The organism is Streptomyces sp. NPDC006529 (assembly GCF_040611795.1).
GTDB lineage: Bacteria > Actinomycetota > Actinomycetes > Streptomycetales > Streptomycetaceae > Streptomyces.
In genome coordinates this window covers 131,634-148,443 of sequence record NZ_JBEXPB010000004.1, presented here as the reverse complement: position 1 = coordinate 148,443, position 16,810 = coordinate 131,634, and the positions used below count along the sequence as shown (strand labels likewise).

13 protein-coding genes are annotated in these 16,810 nt (G+C 74.0%); 7 read left to right on the top strand and 6 right to left on the bottom strand.

Annotation, left to right across the window (positions count from 1 at the left end; all coding sequences use genetic code 11):
* Positions 1 to 20: 20 nt before the first annotated feature.
* Complete coding sequence (locus ABZY31_RS05550) at positions 21 to 1,376, bottom strand: 6-phospho-beta-glucosidase (RefSeq protein WP_356405106.1); 1,356 nt, start codon at positions 1,374 to 1,376, stop codon at positions 21 to 23.
* 182 nt (positions 1,377 to 1,558) lie between these two features.
* Positions 1,559 to 2,446: a helix-turn-helix domain-containing protein gene (locus tag ABZY31_RS05545; protein WP_356405104.1), complete on the bottom strand. Its 888-nt coding sequence runs from the start codon at positions 2,444 to 2,446 to the stop codon at positions 1,559 to 1,561.
* Between the two features lie 336 nt (positions 2,447 to 2,782).
* On the opposite strand from ABZY31_RS05545, the gene ABZY31_RS05540 reads away from it, so the two are divergent.
* The 4 genes from ABZY31_RS05540 to ABZY31_RS05525 all read left to right on the top strand — a co-directional run bounded on the left by ABZY31_RS05540 (position 2,783) and on the right by ABZY31_RS05525 (position 6,876).
* Complete coding sequence (locus tag ABZY31_RS05540; protein ID WP_356405103.1) at positions 2,783 to 3,448, top strand: helix-turn-helix transcriptional regulator; 666 nt, start codon at positions 2,783 to 2,785, stop codon at positions 3,446 to 3,448.
* A 64-nt stretch (positions 3,449 to 3,512) separates the two neighbouring features.
* Positions 3,513 to 4,061, top strand: a complete 549-nt coding sequence (locus ABZY31_RS05535) for a toxin-antitoxin system, toxin component (protein WP_356405101.1) — start codon at positions 3,513 to 3,515, stop codon at positions 4,059 to 4,061.
* A 62-nt stretch (positions 4,062 to 4,123) separates the two neighbouring features.
* Entirely contained in the window at positions 4,124 to 5,308 is a 1,185-nt protein-coding gene (locus ABZY31_RS05530) for an MAB_1171c family putative transporter (RefSeq protein ID WP_356405099.1), read from the top strand.
* Entirely contained in the window at positions 5,305 to 6,876 is a 1,572-nt protein-coding gene (locus ABZY31_RS05525) for an FAD-dependent monooxygenase (protein ID WP_356405098.1), read from the top strand. The genes ABZY31_RS05530 and ABZY31_RS05525 overlap by 4 nt, the downstream gene beginning before the upstream one ends.
* A gap of 4 nt (positions 6,877 to 6,880) precedes the next feature.
* Here the strand turns inward: ABZY31_RS05525 and ABZY31_RS05520 are convergent, their stop codons facing one another.
* Together ABZY31_RS05520 and ABZY31_RS05515 are read right to left on the bottom strand one after the other, a co-directional pair.
* Entirely contained in the window at positions 6,881 to 7,657 is a 777-nt protein-coding gene (locus ABZY31_RS05520) for a hypothetical protein (RefSeq protein WP_356405096.1), read from the bottom strand.
* Positions 7,658 to 7,768: 111 nt separating this feature from the next.
* Positions 7,769 to 8,344: a hypothetical protein gene (locus ABZY31_RS05515; RefSeq protein WP_356405094.1), complete on the bottom strand. Its 576-nt coding sequence runs from the start codon at positions 8,342 to 8,344 to the stop codon at positions 7,769 to 7,771.
* Positions 8,345 to 8,611: 267 nt separating this feature from the next.
* Here ABZY31_RS05515 and ABZY31_RS05510 point away from each other — a divergent pair, with 267 nt between their 5' ends.
* On the top strand, positions 8,612 to 9,982 hold the full coding sequence (locus tag ABZY31_RS05510; RefSeq protein ID WP_356405092.1) for a M20/M25/M40 family metallo-hydrolase: 1,371 nt from the start codon (positions 8,612 to 8,614) through the stop codon (positions 9,980 to 9,982).
* A gap of 110 nt (positions 9,983 to 10,092) precedes the next feature.
* Positions 10,093 to 11,538, top strand: coding sequence for a YfcC family protein (locus tag ABZY31_RS05505; protein WP_356405297.1), 1,446 nt, complete (start codon positions 10,093 to 10,095; stop codon positions 11,536 to 11,538).
* A gap of 80 nt (positions 11,539 to 11,618) precedes the next feature.
* Here the strand turns inward: ABZY31_RS05505 and metG are convergent, their stop codons facing one another.
* Complete coding sequence (gene metG, locus ABZY31_RS05500) at positions 11,619 to 13,337, bottom strand: methionine--tRNA ligase (protein WP_356405090.1); 1,719 nt, start codon at positions 13,335 to 13,337, stop codon at positions 11,619 to 11,621.
* A 290-nt stretch (positions 13,338 to 13,627) separates the two neighbouring features.
* Positions 13,628 to 15,649, bottom strand: coding sequence for a hypothetical protein (locus ABZY31_RS05495; protein WP_356405088.1), 2,022 nt, complete (start codon positions 15,647 to 15,649; stop codon positions 13,628 to 13,630).
* Between the two features lie 586 nt (positions 15,650 to 16,235).
* On the opposite strand from ABZY31_RS05495, the gene ABZY31_RS05490 reads away from it, so the two are divergent.
* On the top strand, positions 16,236 to 16,757 hold the full coding sequence (locus ABZY31_RS05490; protein ID WP_356405087.1) for a sigma-70 family RNA polymerase sigma factor: 522 nt from the start codon (positions 16,236 to 16,238) through the stop codon (positions 16,755 to 16,757).
* Positions 16,758 to 16,810: the final 53 nt, after the last annotated feature.

Sequence of the window (16,810 nt, the reverse complement as noted above, 5' to 3'; positions counted from 1 at the left end):
CGGGTCACCCGCGCGCGGGATCAGCGCAGGTAGGCGAGGCCCGGGTGCTCCTGTACGTACCCGTCCAGCAGCCGCCGGGCCACCGCCACAGAGTCCACCAGCGGGTGCAGTGCGAAGGCCTTGACCGCGTCCCGGCGCGAACCGCCGGCTGCGGCCGCCAGGACCGCCCGCTCGACCGCCTTCACCGAGGTGACCAGCCCCACCGCGTGCAGGGGCAGCGGGTCCACGGCGACGGGGTGCGCGCCGTTGGCGTCGACCAGGCAGGGCACCTCGATGACGGCCTGCGGGTCGAGCACCGAGAGGGTGGTGCGGTTCGGGACGTTGAGGATCAGCGTGGTGCGCTCGTCGCGGGCGATGGCCCGCATCAGCGCGAGCGCCACCTGCTCGTACCCGCCGGACTCCAGGTCGCTCTCCTCGCGGTCCCCGGCGCCCGCCGCCTCGCGGTTCTCGGCCATGTAGGTGGCCTCGCGCTCGGCGCGCGTGCGGTCCCACGCCGCGAGCGCGTCCCCCGGTCGCTCTTCCCAGCCTTCGGCCTGCGCGTAGAAGGCGCGCTGCTGGTCGCGCAGGAAGGCGCCGCGGGTGCGCTCGGCCTGCTGGTAGGCGCGTACCGTCTCGCGGTTGAAGTAGTAGTAGTGCAGGTACTCGTTCGGGATCGCACCGAGCGAGCGGAGCCAGTCGGCGCCGAAGAGCCGGCCCTCCTCGAAGGACTCCAGGGCGGCGGTGTCGGCCAGCAGCCGCGGCAGTTCGTCCCGGCCGCCGACGCGCAGGCCGCGGATCCAGCCCAGGTGGTTGAGGCCGACGTAGTCGATCCAGGCCTCCTCGGGGCGGGCGCCGAGCAGCCGGGCGATCCGCCGGCCGAGCCCGACCGGGGAGTCGCAGATCCCGATGACCCGCTCGCCCAGTTCCTCGGCCATCGCCTCGGTGACCAGTCCGGCCGGGTTGGTGAAGTTGATGACCCAGGCCCCGGGGGCGGTACGGGCGATCCGGCGCGCGATCTCGCGCGCCACCGGCACGGTGCGCAGGCCGTACGCGATCCCGCCCGCGCCGACCGTCTCCTGGCCCAGCACTCCCTCGGCCAGGGCGACCCGCTCGTCCGTGGCGCGCCCGTCGAGGCCGCCGACGCGGATCGCGGAGAAGACGAAGTCGGCGCCGCGCAGGGCCTCGTCGAGGTCCTTGGTGGCGCTCACCTCGGGGGCGTCGGGCACCCCGGCGGCCGCGGCCTGGTCCGCGAGCACCCGGGCCATGGCGGTGAGGCGGCCGGGGTCCGTGTCGTGGAGCGTCACGTGGGTGACCCGGCCGTCGGCGTGGTCGCCGAGCAGGGCCCCGTAGACCAGGGGTACGCGGAAACCGCCCCCGCCGAGGATCGTCAGCCGCACGTCCTACCGCCCTTCGCCCGCGCGGCGGTGTCCGCCGCACTCCGGCCACGTGTCACGTGCCGCGCGCCCGTGCCACCGGTGCCGTCCCGCTGGTCACATGCCACCCGTCCGTGCCACATTCCGTGGCACGGACGGGTGCCGTTGCCGGCGGGCCGCCCGTGCCACCTTTCGTGGCACCAGTGTCACCCGGCCGGCGAGTCCGCCGTCGACGGCACGGCGCGCAGCCGCGCGGCGGCGGCCTGCGGCGGGCGGGCCGCTCCGCGCGGCGCGGGCCCGACCGGTACGCCCTGCGGCGCCGACAGGATCAGGGTGACCCGGGTCAGCCCCATCAGGTCCAGCATCCGGCCGGATTCCGCCACCATCCGGCAGCGGGCCGCGCCCCAGCGCGGGTCGGGGTGGCGCACGGAGCGCACCGCTCCGTCGCGCTCGGCAGCCGCGGCCCCGTGGGTGCTGAGCCAGTGCGGGACGCCGTACCGGTAGGCGGCTTCCATGAACGGGTCACGGGCCACCTCCTGGCGGATGCTGCGCAGTCCCTCGTCGTCGGGATCGGCGGCCAGCGTGGTCGCGAACTGCGCGAGCAGGGGCACGCACCAGGCCGGCTCGTGGTCCTCCAGCACGGCCGCGGCGTCCGGGTGGAACAGCACGAAGCGCAGGAAGTTGTCGTCGGGCAGCGCGGTGGGGTGCGGGCGGACGGTCTGGAAGAGCTGGTCGAAGGCCGAATTCGTGAGCGCTACGTCCCACCGGCGGTCGACCAGGAAGCTCGGGTAGGGCACCGCCTCCATGAGCGCGGCGTAGTCGCGCAGGTAGTCGCGCTGCGCCGGGTCGGCGGGCAGCCGGTTCTCCTCGGCCGCGCGCCAGGTCGGCGGCGGATCACGGTCCACCATGACGCGGAAGAGCCAGAAGCACTGGCGCTCGCTCATCTCCAGCGCCTCGGCCAGGGCGAGCAGCTTGCGGTCCGTCCACTCCTTGACCAGGCCGCGTTCCCAGTTCCCGTACGCCCGGACGCTGATGCGCAGGCGTGCGGCCAGGTCCTCCTGGCTGAGGTTCAGCTCTTCGCGCCGTTGGCGCAAAATCTCCTTGCGTCGCTCCGACCGCACCGCGCCACGGACGGGCTCTTCACCCGTCAGGCGCCCCTCACCGGCTCGGGCGAGGCCATCGGACGGGCCCACCGCTGCGAGATGTGGCACCGAGAGCTCCCCCTTCTCACGGTCTGGATCTTCATTTACGTGTGGCGATCCTGCTACCGACTTCATTCGAGTGTCAACTATTGTGGCAATTCCAGCCCCTTGACGGCTCATTCACGCCACAGCTGTGGCAAGTTCTAGTCCTTCAAGGGGAGAAGGGTTAGCCTCCAGGGGCCGACCATGTGCCCGAACCGACCCTCGCGCGATCTAGGAGAACCACTGGTGACAGACGGCTTCCCGGCTCCCGTCGCGGTGGCCAACGTGCCCTTGGCAGCCACCGTAACGCGCGTCGCCGAACTCGCGGGCAAGCTGGGCCGCGACCAGAGCGAGGTCTTCGATCTGCGCCGCCTCTCGGAGGCCTCCGGGGTGCCGGCCGACGTGGTCAAGAGCCTGCTGGAGGGCCGCCCCACCGGCGAGCCCGATCTGCAGACCCGCTTCCTGCAGCGCCTGGACCTGCTCCGGCGCACCCGCGTCAAGCCCAACGGCCGCCGCTACACGCAGCAGGAGATCGCGGACGGCGCCGGCATGTCGCGCCAGCAGGCCGGGGCCCTGATCAACGGCGACCGGCGGCCCACCATGGAGCACTGTGACGCCATCCAGCGCTTCTTCGGGGTGCACGCGGGCTTCCTCGCCGCCCACGACGCCGACGCCCTCACCGATGCCCTGCTGCGCACCGAGCAGCAGCTGCTCCAGGATTTCGCGGGGCGCGAGCGGCAGAACGCGGCCGCGCAGGCTTCAACGGGCGATCCGCTGGCAAGACTCCTCCAGAACCACGGCGTCCGGGGCATCGCCTGGCGCGCCGCCCAACTGCCCAGTGACAAACACCGGGACAAAGTGACGGAATGGCTGGACATGCTCCTCGAAAGCGTCAAACCGACAGAATCATGACCCAGTCGAAAGCCTGGGTCTGACCCTTGAGTCCTGATCCGGATCCGCGCCGACGGGGAGAACGGTGAGCATAGGCAGAGAGCAGCGGCGGCTGTGCGGAGAGCTGGTGGCGGCCATCCGCCAGGCCGCCCCCGTGGAACCCGTGGACCTCTACACCACCCTGTGCGAGGGCATGAGCAGACACCGCGGGCGCCCGGTGGAGTTTCGCATGGCCTCTTTCCCCCCGGGGACGGCAAGCGGCCTGTGGCTCGACATGGCCGACCGCGACCTGGTCGTCGTGGAGGAGCGCACGGCCCCCGACCACCAGTTGGTGATCCTCGGCCACGAGCTGTGGCACATGAAGGCGGGTCATTGCAGCCATCACGTGGACGGCGCGGCGGTGGCCGCCCGGCTGCTGTCGGATGAGGCCGACCTCAGCGAAACGGTCCGCCGGGTCGCCGCACGCACCCGCGCCGACGTCCGGGAGGAGACCGAGGCGGAGACCTTCGGCCTGCTGCTCGGCAGCAAGTGCCGCCCCTGGCTGTCGGCTTCCCTGGGGCCGGAGCCCACCCGACGCGACAAGCTCGCGGGACGCATCGAGGCGTCCCTCGGCTACCGAGGACCACGAGGCTGAGAACGTGCTGACCACAAGGCCGGGGACCACGGCGAACACCGGCCCGAGGGCGTGCTGAAGAAGTGAAGGGCCTGGACTTCTACATTCCGGCCGGCGTCCTGGTGATCGCCTTCACCTGCAAGCTCCCGGGGCTGACCCGGCACTGGCGCGATCCGCTGGTACGGGCGGTCAGCGTGCTGCTGCTCGTGGCCAGTTCGGTGTTCTTCTTCGCCGCCCCGCCCACGATCGCCGCCGTCAACCGGATCACCGGCGTCCCCAACTTCTCGGCGCCGCTGGTCTACTGCATCCTCACCGCCTTCAGCGCGTCCTGCCTGCTGCTGCTGATCAACTGGCGGGGCGGCCCCGACGACCGCGCGCGCACCCTGTCCCGCTGGTGCGTGGGCTCGTACAGCGCCGTGATCGTCTCGCAGTTCTCCCTGTTCGCGACGGGCGGCGCCCCGGTGGAGCGGCTGCGGGACTTCGACACGTACTACGCGAACACGCCCTACATCCGCGAGATGATCCTGATCTACCTCGTGGCGCACACCGTCGCCGCGGTCGTGATGACCGTATTGTGCCGGCGCTGGTCCCTGCACGTGCGCGGTTCGCTGCGCTCGGGGCTGATCCTCATGGTGTGCGGGTTCATGCTCAACCTGGTCTTCGACGCGGCCAAGTTCGCGGCCGTCGGGGCCCGCTGGGCCGGGCAGGACCTGGACGTGCTGAGCACCACGGTGGCCCCGCCCGTCGCGTCCTTCTCCGCCCTCCTGATCGGGACGGGCTTCGTGCTGCCGCTCGTCGTCCAGCGCGCGTCGGCCTTCTGGCAGACCTGGGCGACGTACCACCGGCTCGGACCGCTGTGGCGCGAGCTGCGCACGGTCGTCCCGCACGGTTCGCGCGCGGTCCGGATCTCCTGGTGGTCCCCGGCCGACCTGCGGGTCACGCAGCGGGTGGCGGACATCCACGACGGCATCCTCCACCTCGACCCGTACTTCGACCACGCCCTGCGCGACCGGACCCGGGCCGCCGCGCTCGCGGCGGGCGCGGGGACCGCCCAGGCCGATGCCACGGCCGAGGCCGCGATGGTGGCCGCCGCCGTCCGGGCCCGCGCGGCCGACCCGGAGGAGAAGGTCATCGGCTCGGCGGACGCCTATACGTCGGCGAGCGTGCAGGGACCGCGCGACCTCGTGCGCATCTCGCGCGCCCTCCGCTCCCCCGAAGCAGCACGGACCCGCCGGCACGCGGCCAGTACGGAAAGCAGCCACCCATGAGCGAGACCACGAGCCGCGCCCAGCCCGGGCCGAGACGCGTACCGGCGCCGCGACCCGCGGCGGGGGAGACGGCCCCCGCCCCGGACGCGGCGGCAGCCGGCAGCGGTACGCCGTCCCCGCGGCGCGAGGCCGTCGTGATCGGCGGCGGACTTACCGGCATGCTCGCCGCCGCCGCCCTCGCCCCGTACGCCGACCGGGTCACCGTCATCGAACGCGACACCCTCCCCCGGGCCGCCGAGCCGCGCGCCTTCCTCCCCCAGGCCCGGCACGCGCACATGCTCTGGTCGGGCGGCGCAGAGGCCATCGAGGGCCTGCTCCCCGGGTTCTGCGAACGGCTGCTCGCGGCGGGCGCGCACCGGATCCCGCTCACCTCCGGCATGGTGGCCCTCTCCCCCGGCGGCTGGTACCGCCGCTGGCGGCCCACCCGCTACCTGCTCACCGCCGGCCGGGACCTGATCGACTGGGCCGTGCGCGCGCAGATGGCCGGACTCGCCAACGTCCGGGTCGTCGAGGACACCCGGGTACTGGGCCTGACCGGCGACGCCGGTCGGGTCACCGGTCTGCGGATCACCGCGCCGGACGGGGCCGAGGAGGTCCTGTCGGCGGCCCTCGTCGTGGACGCGAGCGGGCGCGGCACCCGCACCCCCGAGTGGCTGGGCGAACTGGGCGTGCCCCGGGTCCGCGAGGAACTGGTCGACTGCGGACTCGTCTACGCGAGCCGCCTCTACCAGGCACCGCCCGGGGCCGAGACCGGATTCCCCGTGGTCAACGTCCAGGCGGCGACGCACGACCCGCGCCCCGGCAGGAGCGCCGTCATCATGCCGGTCGAGGGCGGCCGCTGGCTGGTCACCCTGTCCGGCACCAAGGGCGGCCAGCCCAGCGCCGACAGCGCCGCCTTCGAGTCCTTCGCCCGCTCGGCGCGCCATCCGGTCGTCGCGGAGCTGCTCCAGTACGCCACGCCCCTGTCCGAGGTCACCACCTTCGCGAACACCGCCAACCGGCGGCGCTACTACGAGAAGTCGCGGATCTGGCCCGAGGGCTACGTGGTGCTCGGCGACGCCGTGGCCTCCTACAACCCGGTGTACGGGCACGGCATGTCGGTGGCCGCCCAGGGTGCGCGGGCGCTGCGCCGCTCCCTGCTGGAGGGCGGCGGCCTGCGCGCGGCGGGCCTGGCCCGGCGGACCCAGCGGGCGGTGGCCGCGCCGGTGTCGGTGGCCTGGGACCTGGCGACCGGGCAGGACATCTTCTCCCCGGACGCCGTCGGCAAACGGCCGGGGGCGGCCGACAAGCTGCTCTCGCGCTACGTCGGCCGCCTCGTACGCACCGCCACGGCGGACTTCGTGGTGGCCACCGCGCTCACCGAGGTGATGACGCTGTCGGCGCCGATCACCACGCTGGTCCGCCCCCGGGTCCTGCTGCACGCGCTGCGCGGACCGCGGATGCCCCAGCTCACCGGGCCGCCGCTGACGGAACGGGAGCTGGGCTTCACCCGGCGTACGGACCGGACCGCGGCGGGGCACGCCGAACCGGCTGAGCCCGTCGGGCCCGTGGAGCCCGCCGGCACCTGACGCGCTACGTCCCGAGGGCGAGCGCCAGCGATGGGAACAGGTCCTGGAACGGGGCCGCGGAATCGATCCCTTCCCTCCCGTAGGGGGCGTCGAAGCTCCACACCATGAACAGCAGGAAGACGATCAGCCCGCTGAAGAGCCCGGCCAGCAGCAGCTCCCGACCGGACCGGCGGATCTGCAGGGTGAAGATCAGCCCGATGGTGACCAGACCGCCGGTCAGCAGCCCGAACCAGATCACGCCCGGCAGCGTCGCCCCCGAACTCTGGGTGCGCGAGTGGCGGGCGTCGTCCGCCGTCGCGATCTGGTCCAGCAGCGGCTGGTAGGCCTGGGCCTGCAGTTCGGTGGCCGGGCTCTGGTGCGTGACGTCGCTGCGCAGGGCGCCCAGCAGCGCGGCCCCCTTCGGGGAGGCGTTCGCGCCGGAGGTCAGCAGCGGCCAGTCCACCGTGACGGTGTGCGTGACGTACGCGTCCACCTCGCCGCGGATCCGGTCGCGCACCGGCGCCGGATAGACGTCGGCGCGCTGGGTGACCTCGTACAGGGACTGCGCCTCGCGGCGGACGGTGTCCTCGGCGGCGCCGCGCGCCTCCCAGACGCCCGCGATCGCCAGACCGAGCACGATCGCGTAGACCACCCCGACCATCATCGTCATGTACTCGATGACGTCGGGGGTTTCGCTGGTGTCCTCGTCGGCGGCGACGCGGCGGTGACGCAGCGCGGTGCAGGCGAGGACGAGCGCGCAGACGAGCGCCATGGCGATGGCCAGGACCAGCCATTCGGACATGCGGGATCTCCCGGTGTGGGTGTGGATCGGTCGGTGAAACGGGGGGCGGGCCGCGCAGGGCCGCGGGGGCCGCGCCGGTGGTGTGGTGCCGGTCGCTCCGGGCGGTCCGGCTCAGGCGGTGCGGCTGCGGCCGCTGCGCCCGCGCGGGCGCAGGGCCGCGGCCGCGAGCACGGCCGGGGTCGTGACGACCACGAGCAGCATCATGGTGGACAGCCCGGCCGGGCCCCGTCGTTGGAGGGCCGCGGAACGGTACGGGCGCACGTGGAACCCGGCCGCCGGAAGCACCGCCGCCCGCGCGGCGGCGGGCCGCGGTGACGGCGCGGGAACCACCGGGACCGGCGGAACGGGCGGAACGGGAGGCGCGTCCTGCGCGGCGGCCGCGGGCCCGGCGGCCGGAAGCGGGGGCCGGGCCGGCGCGGGGGCGGGCGCGGGCACGGGCCGAGCCGGGTGCCGGACGGTCGGACCCGCGGGCCCCGGCAGGGCGCCCGGGACGGAGGGCCGCACGGACGGCCGGCCGACGGCCGGAGGCAGCGCCACGGGCGGCTGCCCGGCCGGCACGCACAGGTCGACGCGGGCGCCGGGGGGCCGCACGTCCACCTGCCCGTGCCCCCCTCCGTGTCCCGCTCCGTGCAGCGGGCAGAAGACGGCCACCAGCCCGGCTCCGGCGAAGTACTGCCAAGCGGCCACCGCACTGCCTCCCTGTCGCGCGCCCGGCGCCCCGCGGCTCGCGGCGCTCCCGGTCCAGTTCGTGCTCCCGGCTGAAGAAACGATTGCGGCGGGGCTTCGATACGCCGTGGATCAGTCAAGATCGCCGGGGCGGGGATTACTTCCGGCCACCGCGGCCGGGCCCGGTTCACCCGCCCGGCCCAGCCCGCCACGGCACCCGCCCCGCGCCCGCCCCATCATCGAGGGAGCGCAGCCGCAGCTCAGCGGGGATCACAGGGACGGTGCCGGGTGGACGCGAGCAGTCAGGGCGATCTCGGAGCGCGGGTCGACGCGCTGATGGACGGTCTGCGGGCCGATCTGGAACGGCTGACCTCGATCCCCTCGATCTCCTTCCCCGGCTACCCGCCGGAGCCGGTCGAGGAGGCGCACGACCTGATCGTCGCGCTGCTGCGCGAGGCGGGCGTGACGCAGGTGCAGCGGATCGACCTCCCGGACACCGCCCCGGTGGTCTACGCCGAGATCCCGCCCCCGGAACCGGACGCCCCCACCGTGCTGCTCTACGCGCACTACGACGTCCAGCCCGCCGGCGCTCCGGGGCTGTGGCTGTCCCCGCCCTTCGAACCGACCCCCGTCCCGGGCGGGCTGCGGGCGCGCGGCGTCGCCGACGACAAGGCGAACGTGATCGCGCACCTGGGGATGCTGCGGGTGTACGGCGGCCGCCCGCCCGTCGGGATCAAACTGGTGATCGAGGGGCAGGAGGAGTACGGCAGCGCCTTCGACGACTACCCGCCCACCGATCCCGCCCGGTTCGCCTGCGACGCGATGGTCATCGCGGACCTCGGCAACCTGCGCCCGGGCACGCCCACCCTGACCACCGGGCTGCGCGGTGCCTGCGAGGTCACCGTCGAGGTGCGCACCCTGGCCGAGCCCCGGCACAGCGGGGAGTTCGGCGGGGCCGCTCCCGACGCGCTGCTGGTCCTGCTCCGGGCGCTGGCCACCCTGCACGACGACGCGGGGGACGTGGCCGTACCGGGCCTGCGACGGGACCCGTGGGACGGTACGACGTACACCGATGAGGAGTTCCGGGACCTGGCCTCCGTCCGGGGCGATCTGCCCCTGATCGGCACCGGCTCGCTGGGCGAGCGGCTCTGGAGCGGGCCCGCGATCACCGTCATCGGGCTGGACGCCCCGACCGTCGACCACGCGGCCTCCGCCGTGGTCCCGTACGCCCGGGCCAAGCTGAACCTCCGCTTCCACCCGCACCAGAGCGCCCGGGAGGCCCGGGCCGCACTGGTCGCCCACCTGCGCGCGCAGCGTCCCTTCGGCATCCCTCTCACCGTCACCCCCGGCGACACCGGCCCCGGCTTCGAGGCCCGGACCGGGGGCCCCGCCTACCGGGCGGCGCTGACCGCGCTGAAGGAGGCCTGGGGCACGGAGGCCTCCTACGTCGCCACCGGCGGCTCGATCCCGCTGGTCAACGGCCTGGCCAAGGCGGCGCCCGGGGCCGAGGTGCTCCTCTTCGGCGCCCAGGACAGCATGTGCAACCTGCACGCCCCCAACGAACGGGTGCTGTTCTCCGAGCTGCGCAACACGGTCGTCGCGATGGCCGCCTTCGTCCGCGAGTACGCGGCGGACCACCGCCCGGGAGCCGCCCGGTGAGCGCCGCGAGCCCGGCCCCCACCCCGGCCGGACCGGAGGCGGAACCCGGAGCGGGCGGCGAGCCCCCGCCGCCCTCGCGGAAGTTCGCCTTTCCCAGCGCCCTCACCGTCCTGGCCCTGGTCACGGTGGCGATCTGGCTGCTGGCCTTCCTCATCCCCGCCGGGCAGTACGACCGCGGCGACACCGGCACGCCGGTCGCGGGCACCTACCACCGGGTCGCGGGCACCCAGAGCTTCACCGACCGCCTGAACGACCTGTTCCTCGCCCCGGTCAACGGCCTCTACGGACTCCAGGACCCCACGACCGGCCAGGTCGGCCCCGGACTGACCGGCGCCCTCTACGGCAGCGCGGGCGTGTTCCTCTTCGTCCTGGCGATCGGCGCGTTCATCACGGTCGTCTTCGCGACCGGAGCCCTGGACCGGGGCATCGCCCGCCTCGCCCACCGGCTGCGCGAGCGCGGCGCGCTGCTGATCGCCGCCGTGATGCTGGTCTTCTCCGTCCTCGGCACGGTGGAGGGCTTCGCGGAGGAGACCCTCGGCTTCTACGGTCTGCTCGTGCCGATGATGCTGGCCCTCGGCTACGACCGGCTCGTGGCCGTGGGCGCCGCGATCCTGGGCGCGGGCGTCGGCGTCCTGTGCTCCACGGTCAATCCGTTCGCGACGGGCGTGGCCTCCTCGGCGGCCGACATCTCGCTGGGCGACGGGATCGTGCTGCGCTTCCTGATGTGGATCGTGCTGACGGCGGTGACGGTCCTCTACGTCGTCCGGTACGCGAAGCGGGTCCAGAGGGACCCGGCGAAGTCGCTGTGCGGGTTCCTGCCCGGGGACCGCGAACAGAAGGCGACCGGCGACGAGGTGGCCGAGCCGGAACTGACCCGGCTGCACAAGACGGTGCTGGCGCTGCTGGTCCTGGTCTTCGCGTTCATGATCTTCTCGGTGGTGCCGTGGTCGAGCGCGCTCACCGGGAAGGCGGACGCGATGCCGTACGGCTGGGAGCTGGACTGGTCCTTCCCGCAGCTCTCGGCGCTGTTCCTGTGCGCCGCCGTGCTGGTCGGCCTGGTGGCGCGGATGGGCGAGGCGAAGCTCAGCTCCACCATCATCCAGGGCGCGGCCGACTTCATCTCGCCCGCCCTGGTCATCATGCTGGCGCGCGGGGTCACGGTCATCATGAACAACTCGAAGATCACCGACACCGTCCTGCACTCGATCGAGGGCGTGGTGAAGGGGACCTCGTCCGGTGTCTTCGCGGTGATCGTCTTCCTGGTGAACCTGCCGCTGGCCTTCCTGATCCCGTCCACCTCCGGGCACGCCACCCTCGCCATGCCGATCCTGGCGCCGCTCGCGGACTTCGCCGGGGTGCCCCGCGCGGTGGTGGTGACGGCCTGGCAGTCGGCCAGCGGCTGGATGAACCTGTGGGTGCCCACCACCGCGGTGACGATCGGCGGGGTGGCCCTGGCCAAGGTCGGCTACGACACGTACCTGCGGTTCGTGTGGCCACTGCTGGCCGTTCTGTTCGTGCTGATCTGCGGGTTCGTGGCCCTGGGCGCGACGATGTAGCGCTGCCCGGGCACGTCAAAGGGGCGCGGACCACCGGGTGGTGGTCCGCGCCCCTTCGCGTGTGCGGTGGGAGCGCGGCGTCAGACCGCCACGACGGCGGAGCCGAAGCGCTCGCGGTAGGACTCCAGGTCGTCCTCGGTGATCTTCGCGAAGAGCACCGGCGGCACGGTGAACGGGGTGCCCGCGGGGACCGCGTCCAGCGCCTTCGCCCGCTCCGGGGTCACCCAGGTCGCGGTGTCGTCGGCCAGGTCGAACGCGGAGCGCATGGCGCGCGCCGAGGCCGGGATGAACGGCTCGGAGACCACCGAGTAGAGGTGGATGAGGTTCATCGCGGTGCGCAGCGTGAGCGCCGCGCCCTCGGCGTCGGTCTTGACCTCCAGCCAGGGGGCCTTCTCGTCGAGGTAGGCGTTCCCGGCCGACCACAGGGCGCGCAGCGCGGCCGCGGCCTTGCGGTACTGGAGCGCGTCCATGTGGCCTTCGTACTCGGCCAGCAGTTCGGCGATCTGCTCGCCCAGCTTGGCCTCGGCCTCGCCGGCCGGGCTGCCCGCCGGGACCTCGTCGCCGAACTTCTTGCGGGAGAAGGTCAGTACGCGGTTGACGAAGTTGCCGAGGGTGCCGCCGAGGTCCTTGTTGACCGTGGTGGTGAAGTGCTCCCACGTGAAGGAGGAGTCGTCGGACTCGGGCGCGTTGGCGATGAGGAAGTAGCGCCAGAAGTCGGCCGGGAGGATCTCCAGCGCGTGGTCGGTGAAGACGCCGCGCTTCTGCGAGGTGGAGAACTTGCCGCCGTAGTACGTCAGCCAGTTGAAGGCTTTGACGTAGTCGACCTTCTTCCACGGCTCACGGGTGCCCAGCTCGGTGGCGGGGAACATCACGGTGTGGAAGGGGACGTTGTCCTTGGCCATGAACTGCGTGTACCGCACGTCCTCGGCCTCGTACCACCACGCCTTGTAGTCGCGGTTCGCCGGGTCGGCGTCCGCCCACTCCTTCGTCGCGGCGATGTACTCGATCGGCGCGTCGAACCAGACGTAGAAGACCTTGCCGTCGGCGGCCAGCTCCGGCCAGGTGTCGGCCGGCACCGGCACGCCCCAGTCCAGGTCGCGGGTGATCGCGCGGTCGTGCAGGCCCTCGGTCAGCCACTTGCGGGCGATGGAGGAGGCGAGCTGCGGCCACTCCTCCTCGTGCTCGGCGACCCAGGCCTCGACCTCGCCCTGGAGCGCGGACTGGAGCAGGAAGAGGTGCTTGGTCTCGCGGACCTCCAGCTCGGTGGAGCCGGAGATGGCCGAGCGGGGCTCGATCAGGTCCGTGGGGTCCAGGACGCGGGTGCAGTTCTCGCACTGGTCGCCGCGGGCCTTGTCGTAGCCGCAGTGCGGGCAGGTGCCCTCGACGTAGCGGTCGGGCAGGAAGCGGCCGTCGACCGGCGAGTAGACCTGCCGGATCGCGCGCTCCTCGATGAAGCCGTTCTCCTGGAGGCGCCGCGCGAAGTGCTGGGTGATCTCCGCGTTCTGCTGCGAGGAGCTGCGGCCGAAGTAGTCGAAGGACAGCTCGAAGCCGTCGTAGACCGCCTTCTGCGCGTCGTGCGCCTGGGCGCAGAACTCGGCGACCGAGAGCCCGGCGGCCTTGGCGGCCAGCTCGGCGGGGGTGCCGTGTTCGTCGGTGGCGCAGATGTAGAGGACCTCGTGGCCGCGCTGGCGGAGGTACCGGGAGTACACGTCCGCCGGAAGCATCGACCCGACCATGTTGCCCAGGTGCTTGATCCCGTTGATGTAGGGAAGCGCGCTGGTGATCAGGTGTCGAGACATCCTCGGATGCTCCATTTCATACGTGCGGCGTGTGAAGGATCGTGAAGGGGCTCATCGTATCGAACCGCCGAAACACCACGTGCCGCATTTCAAGGGGTGGGCCTTACACGAAAGCGAGGGCTGTGACCTCGTGCGTCACTGCCCTCGCGCTCCCGGTCATGGTACAGGAGCGCCGATCATGTCCGGCCCGGCCGACGGCTGCCCGACGGCTGCCCGGAGCCGTCGGACGGCCGTCGGAGCAGTCTTCGAAGGGCCGTCGGAACGGCCGTCGGAGGGGCTTCGCGCGGCGCTCAGTCGCGGCCTCCGGCCGCCCCGTCGAGCGCCGTGACGCGGGCGCCGCTCGCGAGCCGTCCGGTCAGGGTGACGGGGGCTCCCTCGGGTCCGGCGGGGACGCTCAGGCTGTGGCCGCTCGCCTCGGCGCGGACGGCTCCGGTGGCCGTGACGGACGTGACCTCCCGACTCCCGGCGGCCAGTTGGAACCAGTGTCCGGCGGCCGTCCGCCACCGGGTCCCGACCAGCAGGTGCTGGCCGAACCGGCCGCAAGCCGCGGTGGACCGCGCCCGGGCCACCTCCTGGAGCGGGCCGGACGGCGGCCGGAGCCGGACGCGCACGTCGCCGGGTCCCGCCCATCCGGAGGCCCGGGTGCAGGACCAGACGGCCCGCCCGCCGCCCTCCGGCAGCTCGGTGGCGGCGAAGTCCCAGATGTTGACGGCCCGCACCCCGCCCCCGCGCAGGTCCCGCAGCCCGCAGGCGACCGGCGCCCAGGCGGCGCGCGCCGCGGGCCCGGTCGCCTCCCTCGGCTGGCGCGCGGGCACGGCGCCCGGCCCGTCCGGCAGGGGCGTGTAGGTCAGGTGTACGGGCGTCAGCGCGCCGAGGTCGGCGAGCACGAAGGAGTGCTTCTCCACGATCCGGGGGGACGAGGTCAGGGCCAGCACGGGCCACCCGGCGCAGGGCCCGGCCGCCGCGGGCACCGCCGCGGCGGCGGTCAGTCCGTCGGCGGCCACGGCCAGCGGCTGCCCGGCGTCGCCCGGCCGCGCCAGGTCCAGGACGGCGGCCGTGGCGATCCAGGGGGCCAGCAGGTAGCGGGCCCGGCCGCCCGCCCGGCCCACGGCGAGGGCGCCCGCGGTGGTGACCCCGGCCTCGTCGGTACGGGCGAACTCCAGCTCCCGGTCCCGCGGTCCCCCGGCGGCTTCGCCGTAGCGCACCACCCGGTCCGCGTCGAGCAGCAGCACCACCGCACGCCCGTCCACGTCCCCGGCGTACAGCAGCTGCGGCGGGCGCCCCGGCGGGTCCACCGGGGTCCCGGGCGCCGCGGTCACCGGCACCTGCGGGGACCGGGCGGCCCAGGCCCCCAGCGCCCGCGCGAGCAGGGCCCGGTCCCCCGCCCGGGCGCCCCGCGCGGGCCAGGCGGTGAAGTCGACCCGGGCGGTGTCGGACCAGGCGGCGGCGGGGACGCGGACCAGCCGGGCCGGATCCAGCGCTCCGGCGGTCACGCTCCCGGCGGCGGGCCGCGCGGCCGGCCCGGGCGGAGCCCCGTCGGCCACCGCCACCCCGGCGACCAGGGCCAGTACGGCCGCGGCGGCCCATCCCGCGCGCACCCGGCGGCGTCGGCGCAGGAGGTCGGTGGGCCGGGTGTTGACGACGCAGGCGTCGAACTCCGAGGACCGCAAAAGCGTTTCACCGACCGGCAGGGCGAGGGCCTCGCGGACGCTGTCGGCGGGGGCGGCGGCTCCGGCCGCGGCCAGCACCCGGACCACCGCCTCCTCGGCCAGCCCGTCCAGCCGGTGCAGTACGAAGGCGGCACGGACCTCGGCGGCCACCCCTCCGAGCAGCCGGGCGGTCTCGTCGATCCCGCCCGCCGGGGGCCAGAGCCGCAGCCCCCAGACGAAGGGGGGCGCGGGCGGCCACCCGAACCGCGCGAGGGCCGACCCGGGCCGGCGCCCGGGGGCCAGCGCGGCGCGCAGCACCCGGGCCCGCACCCCGCCGAGCGGACCGCCGGGGCCGGTGGGCGGGGCGGAGCCCGCCGCGGTCGCGGACCCTCCTCCCGGCGCCCCCGGACCGCCGGATTCTCGCCGAGCTCCGGGCACCGCCCGGCCGGGCGGTGCGACGCCCGGCCGCTGCGGCTCGCCACCCCCGCCCGCCCGGGGCAGCGCCCGCTGGACGGCCCGGTGCGCGAGGAGCACCCGGGCGTGCCGCCCGAGGGTGTCCGGGAGCGTCAGGTAGGCGAGCCGTACCAGGTGGGGGTACTGCTCGACGAGGACCGCCTCGGCTTGTTCGACGGCGGTGGAGCCGAATCGCTGTGATGTGCCCACGGTCCGACAAACGAGTGAATCCTGGGATGGTCACATGTCGCGCCGCGTCCGGCCGGGGCGCGGCGGGGCCGACGTTCCCCCGCGGTCTACCGCCTAGGGGGTGTCTGGTGGGTCTGCGTGGGGAAGGAGCGGCGTCCGGTGCGTGCTCTCGGTGTGCCGGCCGGAAGCCTGCGTACTGGACGTACTCGGGCTTTCGGCCGGTGCGGCGAGAGCGCGTGCCGGGCGTCGCGACGCCACGGAGACCCACCAGACACCCCCTAGCGCCCCCGGGAGCGCCCCGGCGCCGCCGGTGCGCCACTGACCGGCGACGATCGTCGGAATGCCCGTACGTCATATGCGCAATCGCTGGGGAATCGACAGTTCGGCACCGCCCGCGATCGGAGTCGATCACCCAACGACCAGGACCGGCCAGGGCGTTCACCCGTTTCTCCGCGGCGCCCGCACGCCCGCCCGAACGCTGGCAGGGTGGGGGGCGAGCACCTCCAGTGCCACGAGGGGGAGAGGTGGAGCGGTGAGCGATGGCGGACCGGAGGAATCCGGTGGGGCGGTGGGGCTGCCGAGCCGACGGCAGCGGCCGGCTACGCCCATGAGCCAGTGGGACACGCGGGCGCGCCTGTCGTACTGGGCCTTCCACACCGACCGGCGGCCCGCGTACATGAGGTTCGCGTACCTGCAGCTGGGTTCCGAAGCGGACGCGGAGGACGCCGTCGACGCCGCCTTCGACGCGATCATGAACGAGTGGCTCCGGATGCTCCACATGGACCGGCTGGAGGCGTACGCCTGGACCGTCCTCAAACACCGGATCGTCGACGTGCAGCGCACGCGCGAGCGGCGGCCGCGGCCGATGGACATCAGCGCCTTCGAGGCCGCCCTCAAGGACGCCGCCGTCGATCCGTACGAGGTGCTGACGGACAGCATCCGGTTCTACACGGCGGTCTCCCGGCTGGCCGAGCGCCAGCGCGACGCGGTCCTGCTGCGCTACGGACTGCACTGCACCACCGGCGAGGCGGCCCACGTGATGGGCGTCGAGGAAGCCACCGTGCGCTCCCACCTCAGCCAGGCGCGCCGCAGGCTCGCCCGGCTCCTCGGCGGGGAGCCCGCGCCATGACCCACCACGGCGAGCACGCGGACAGCGCCGAGCATCCGGGCCGCACCGGGCAC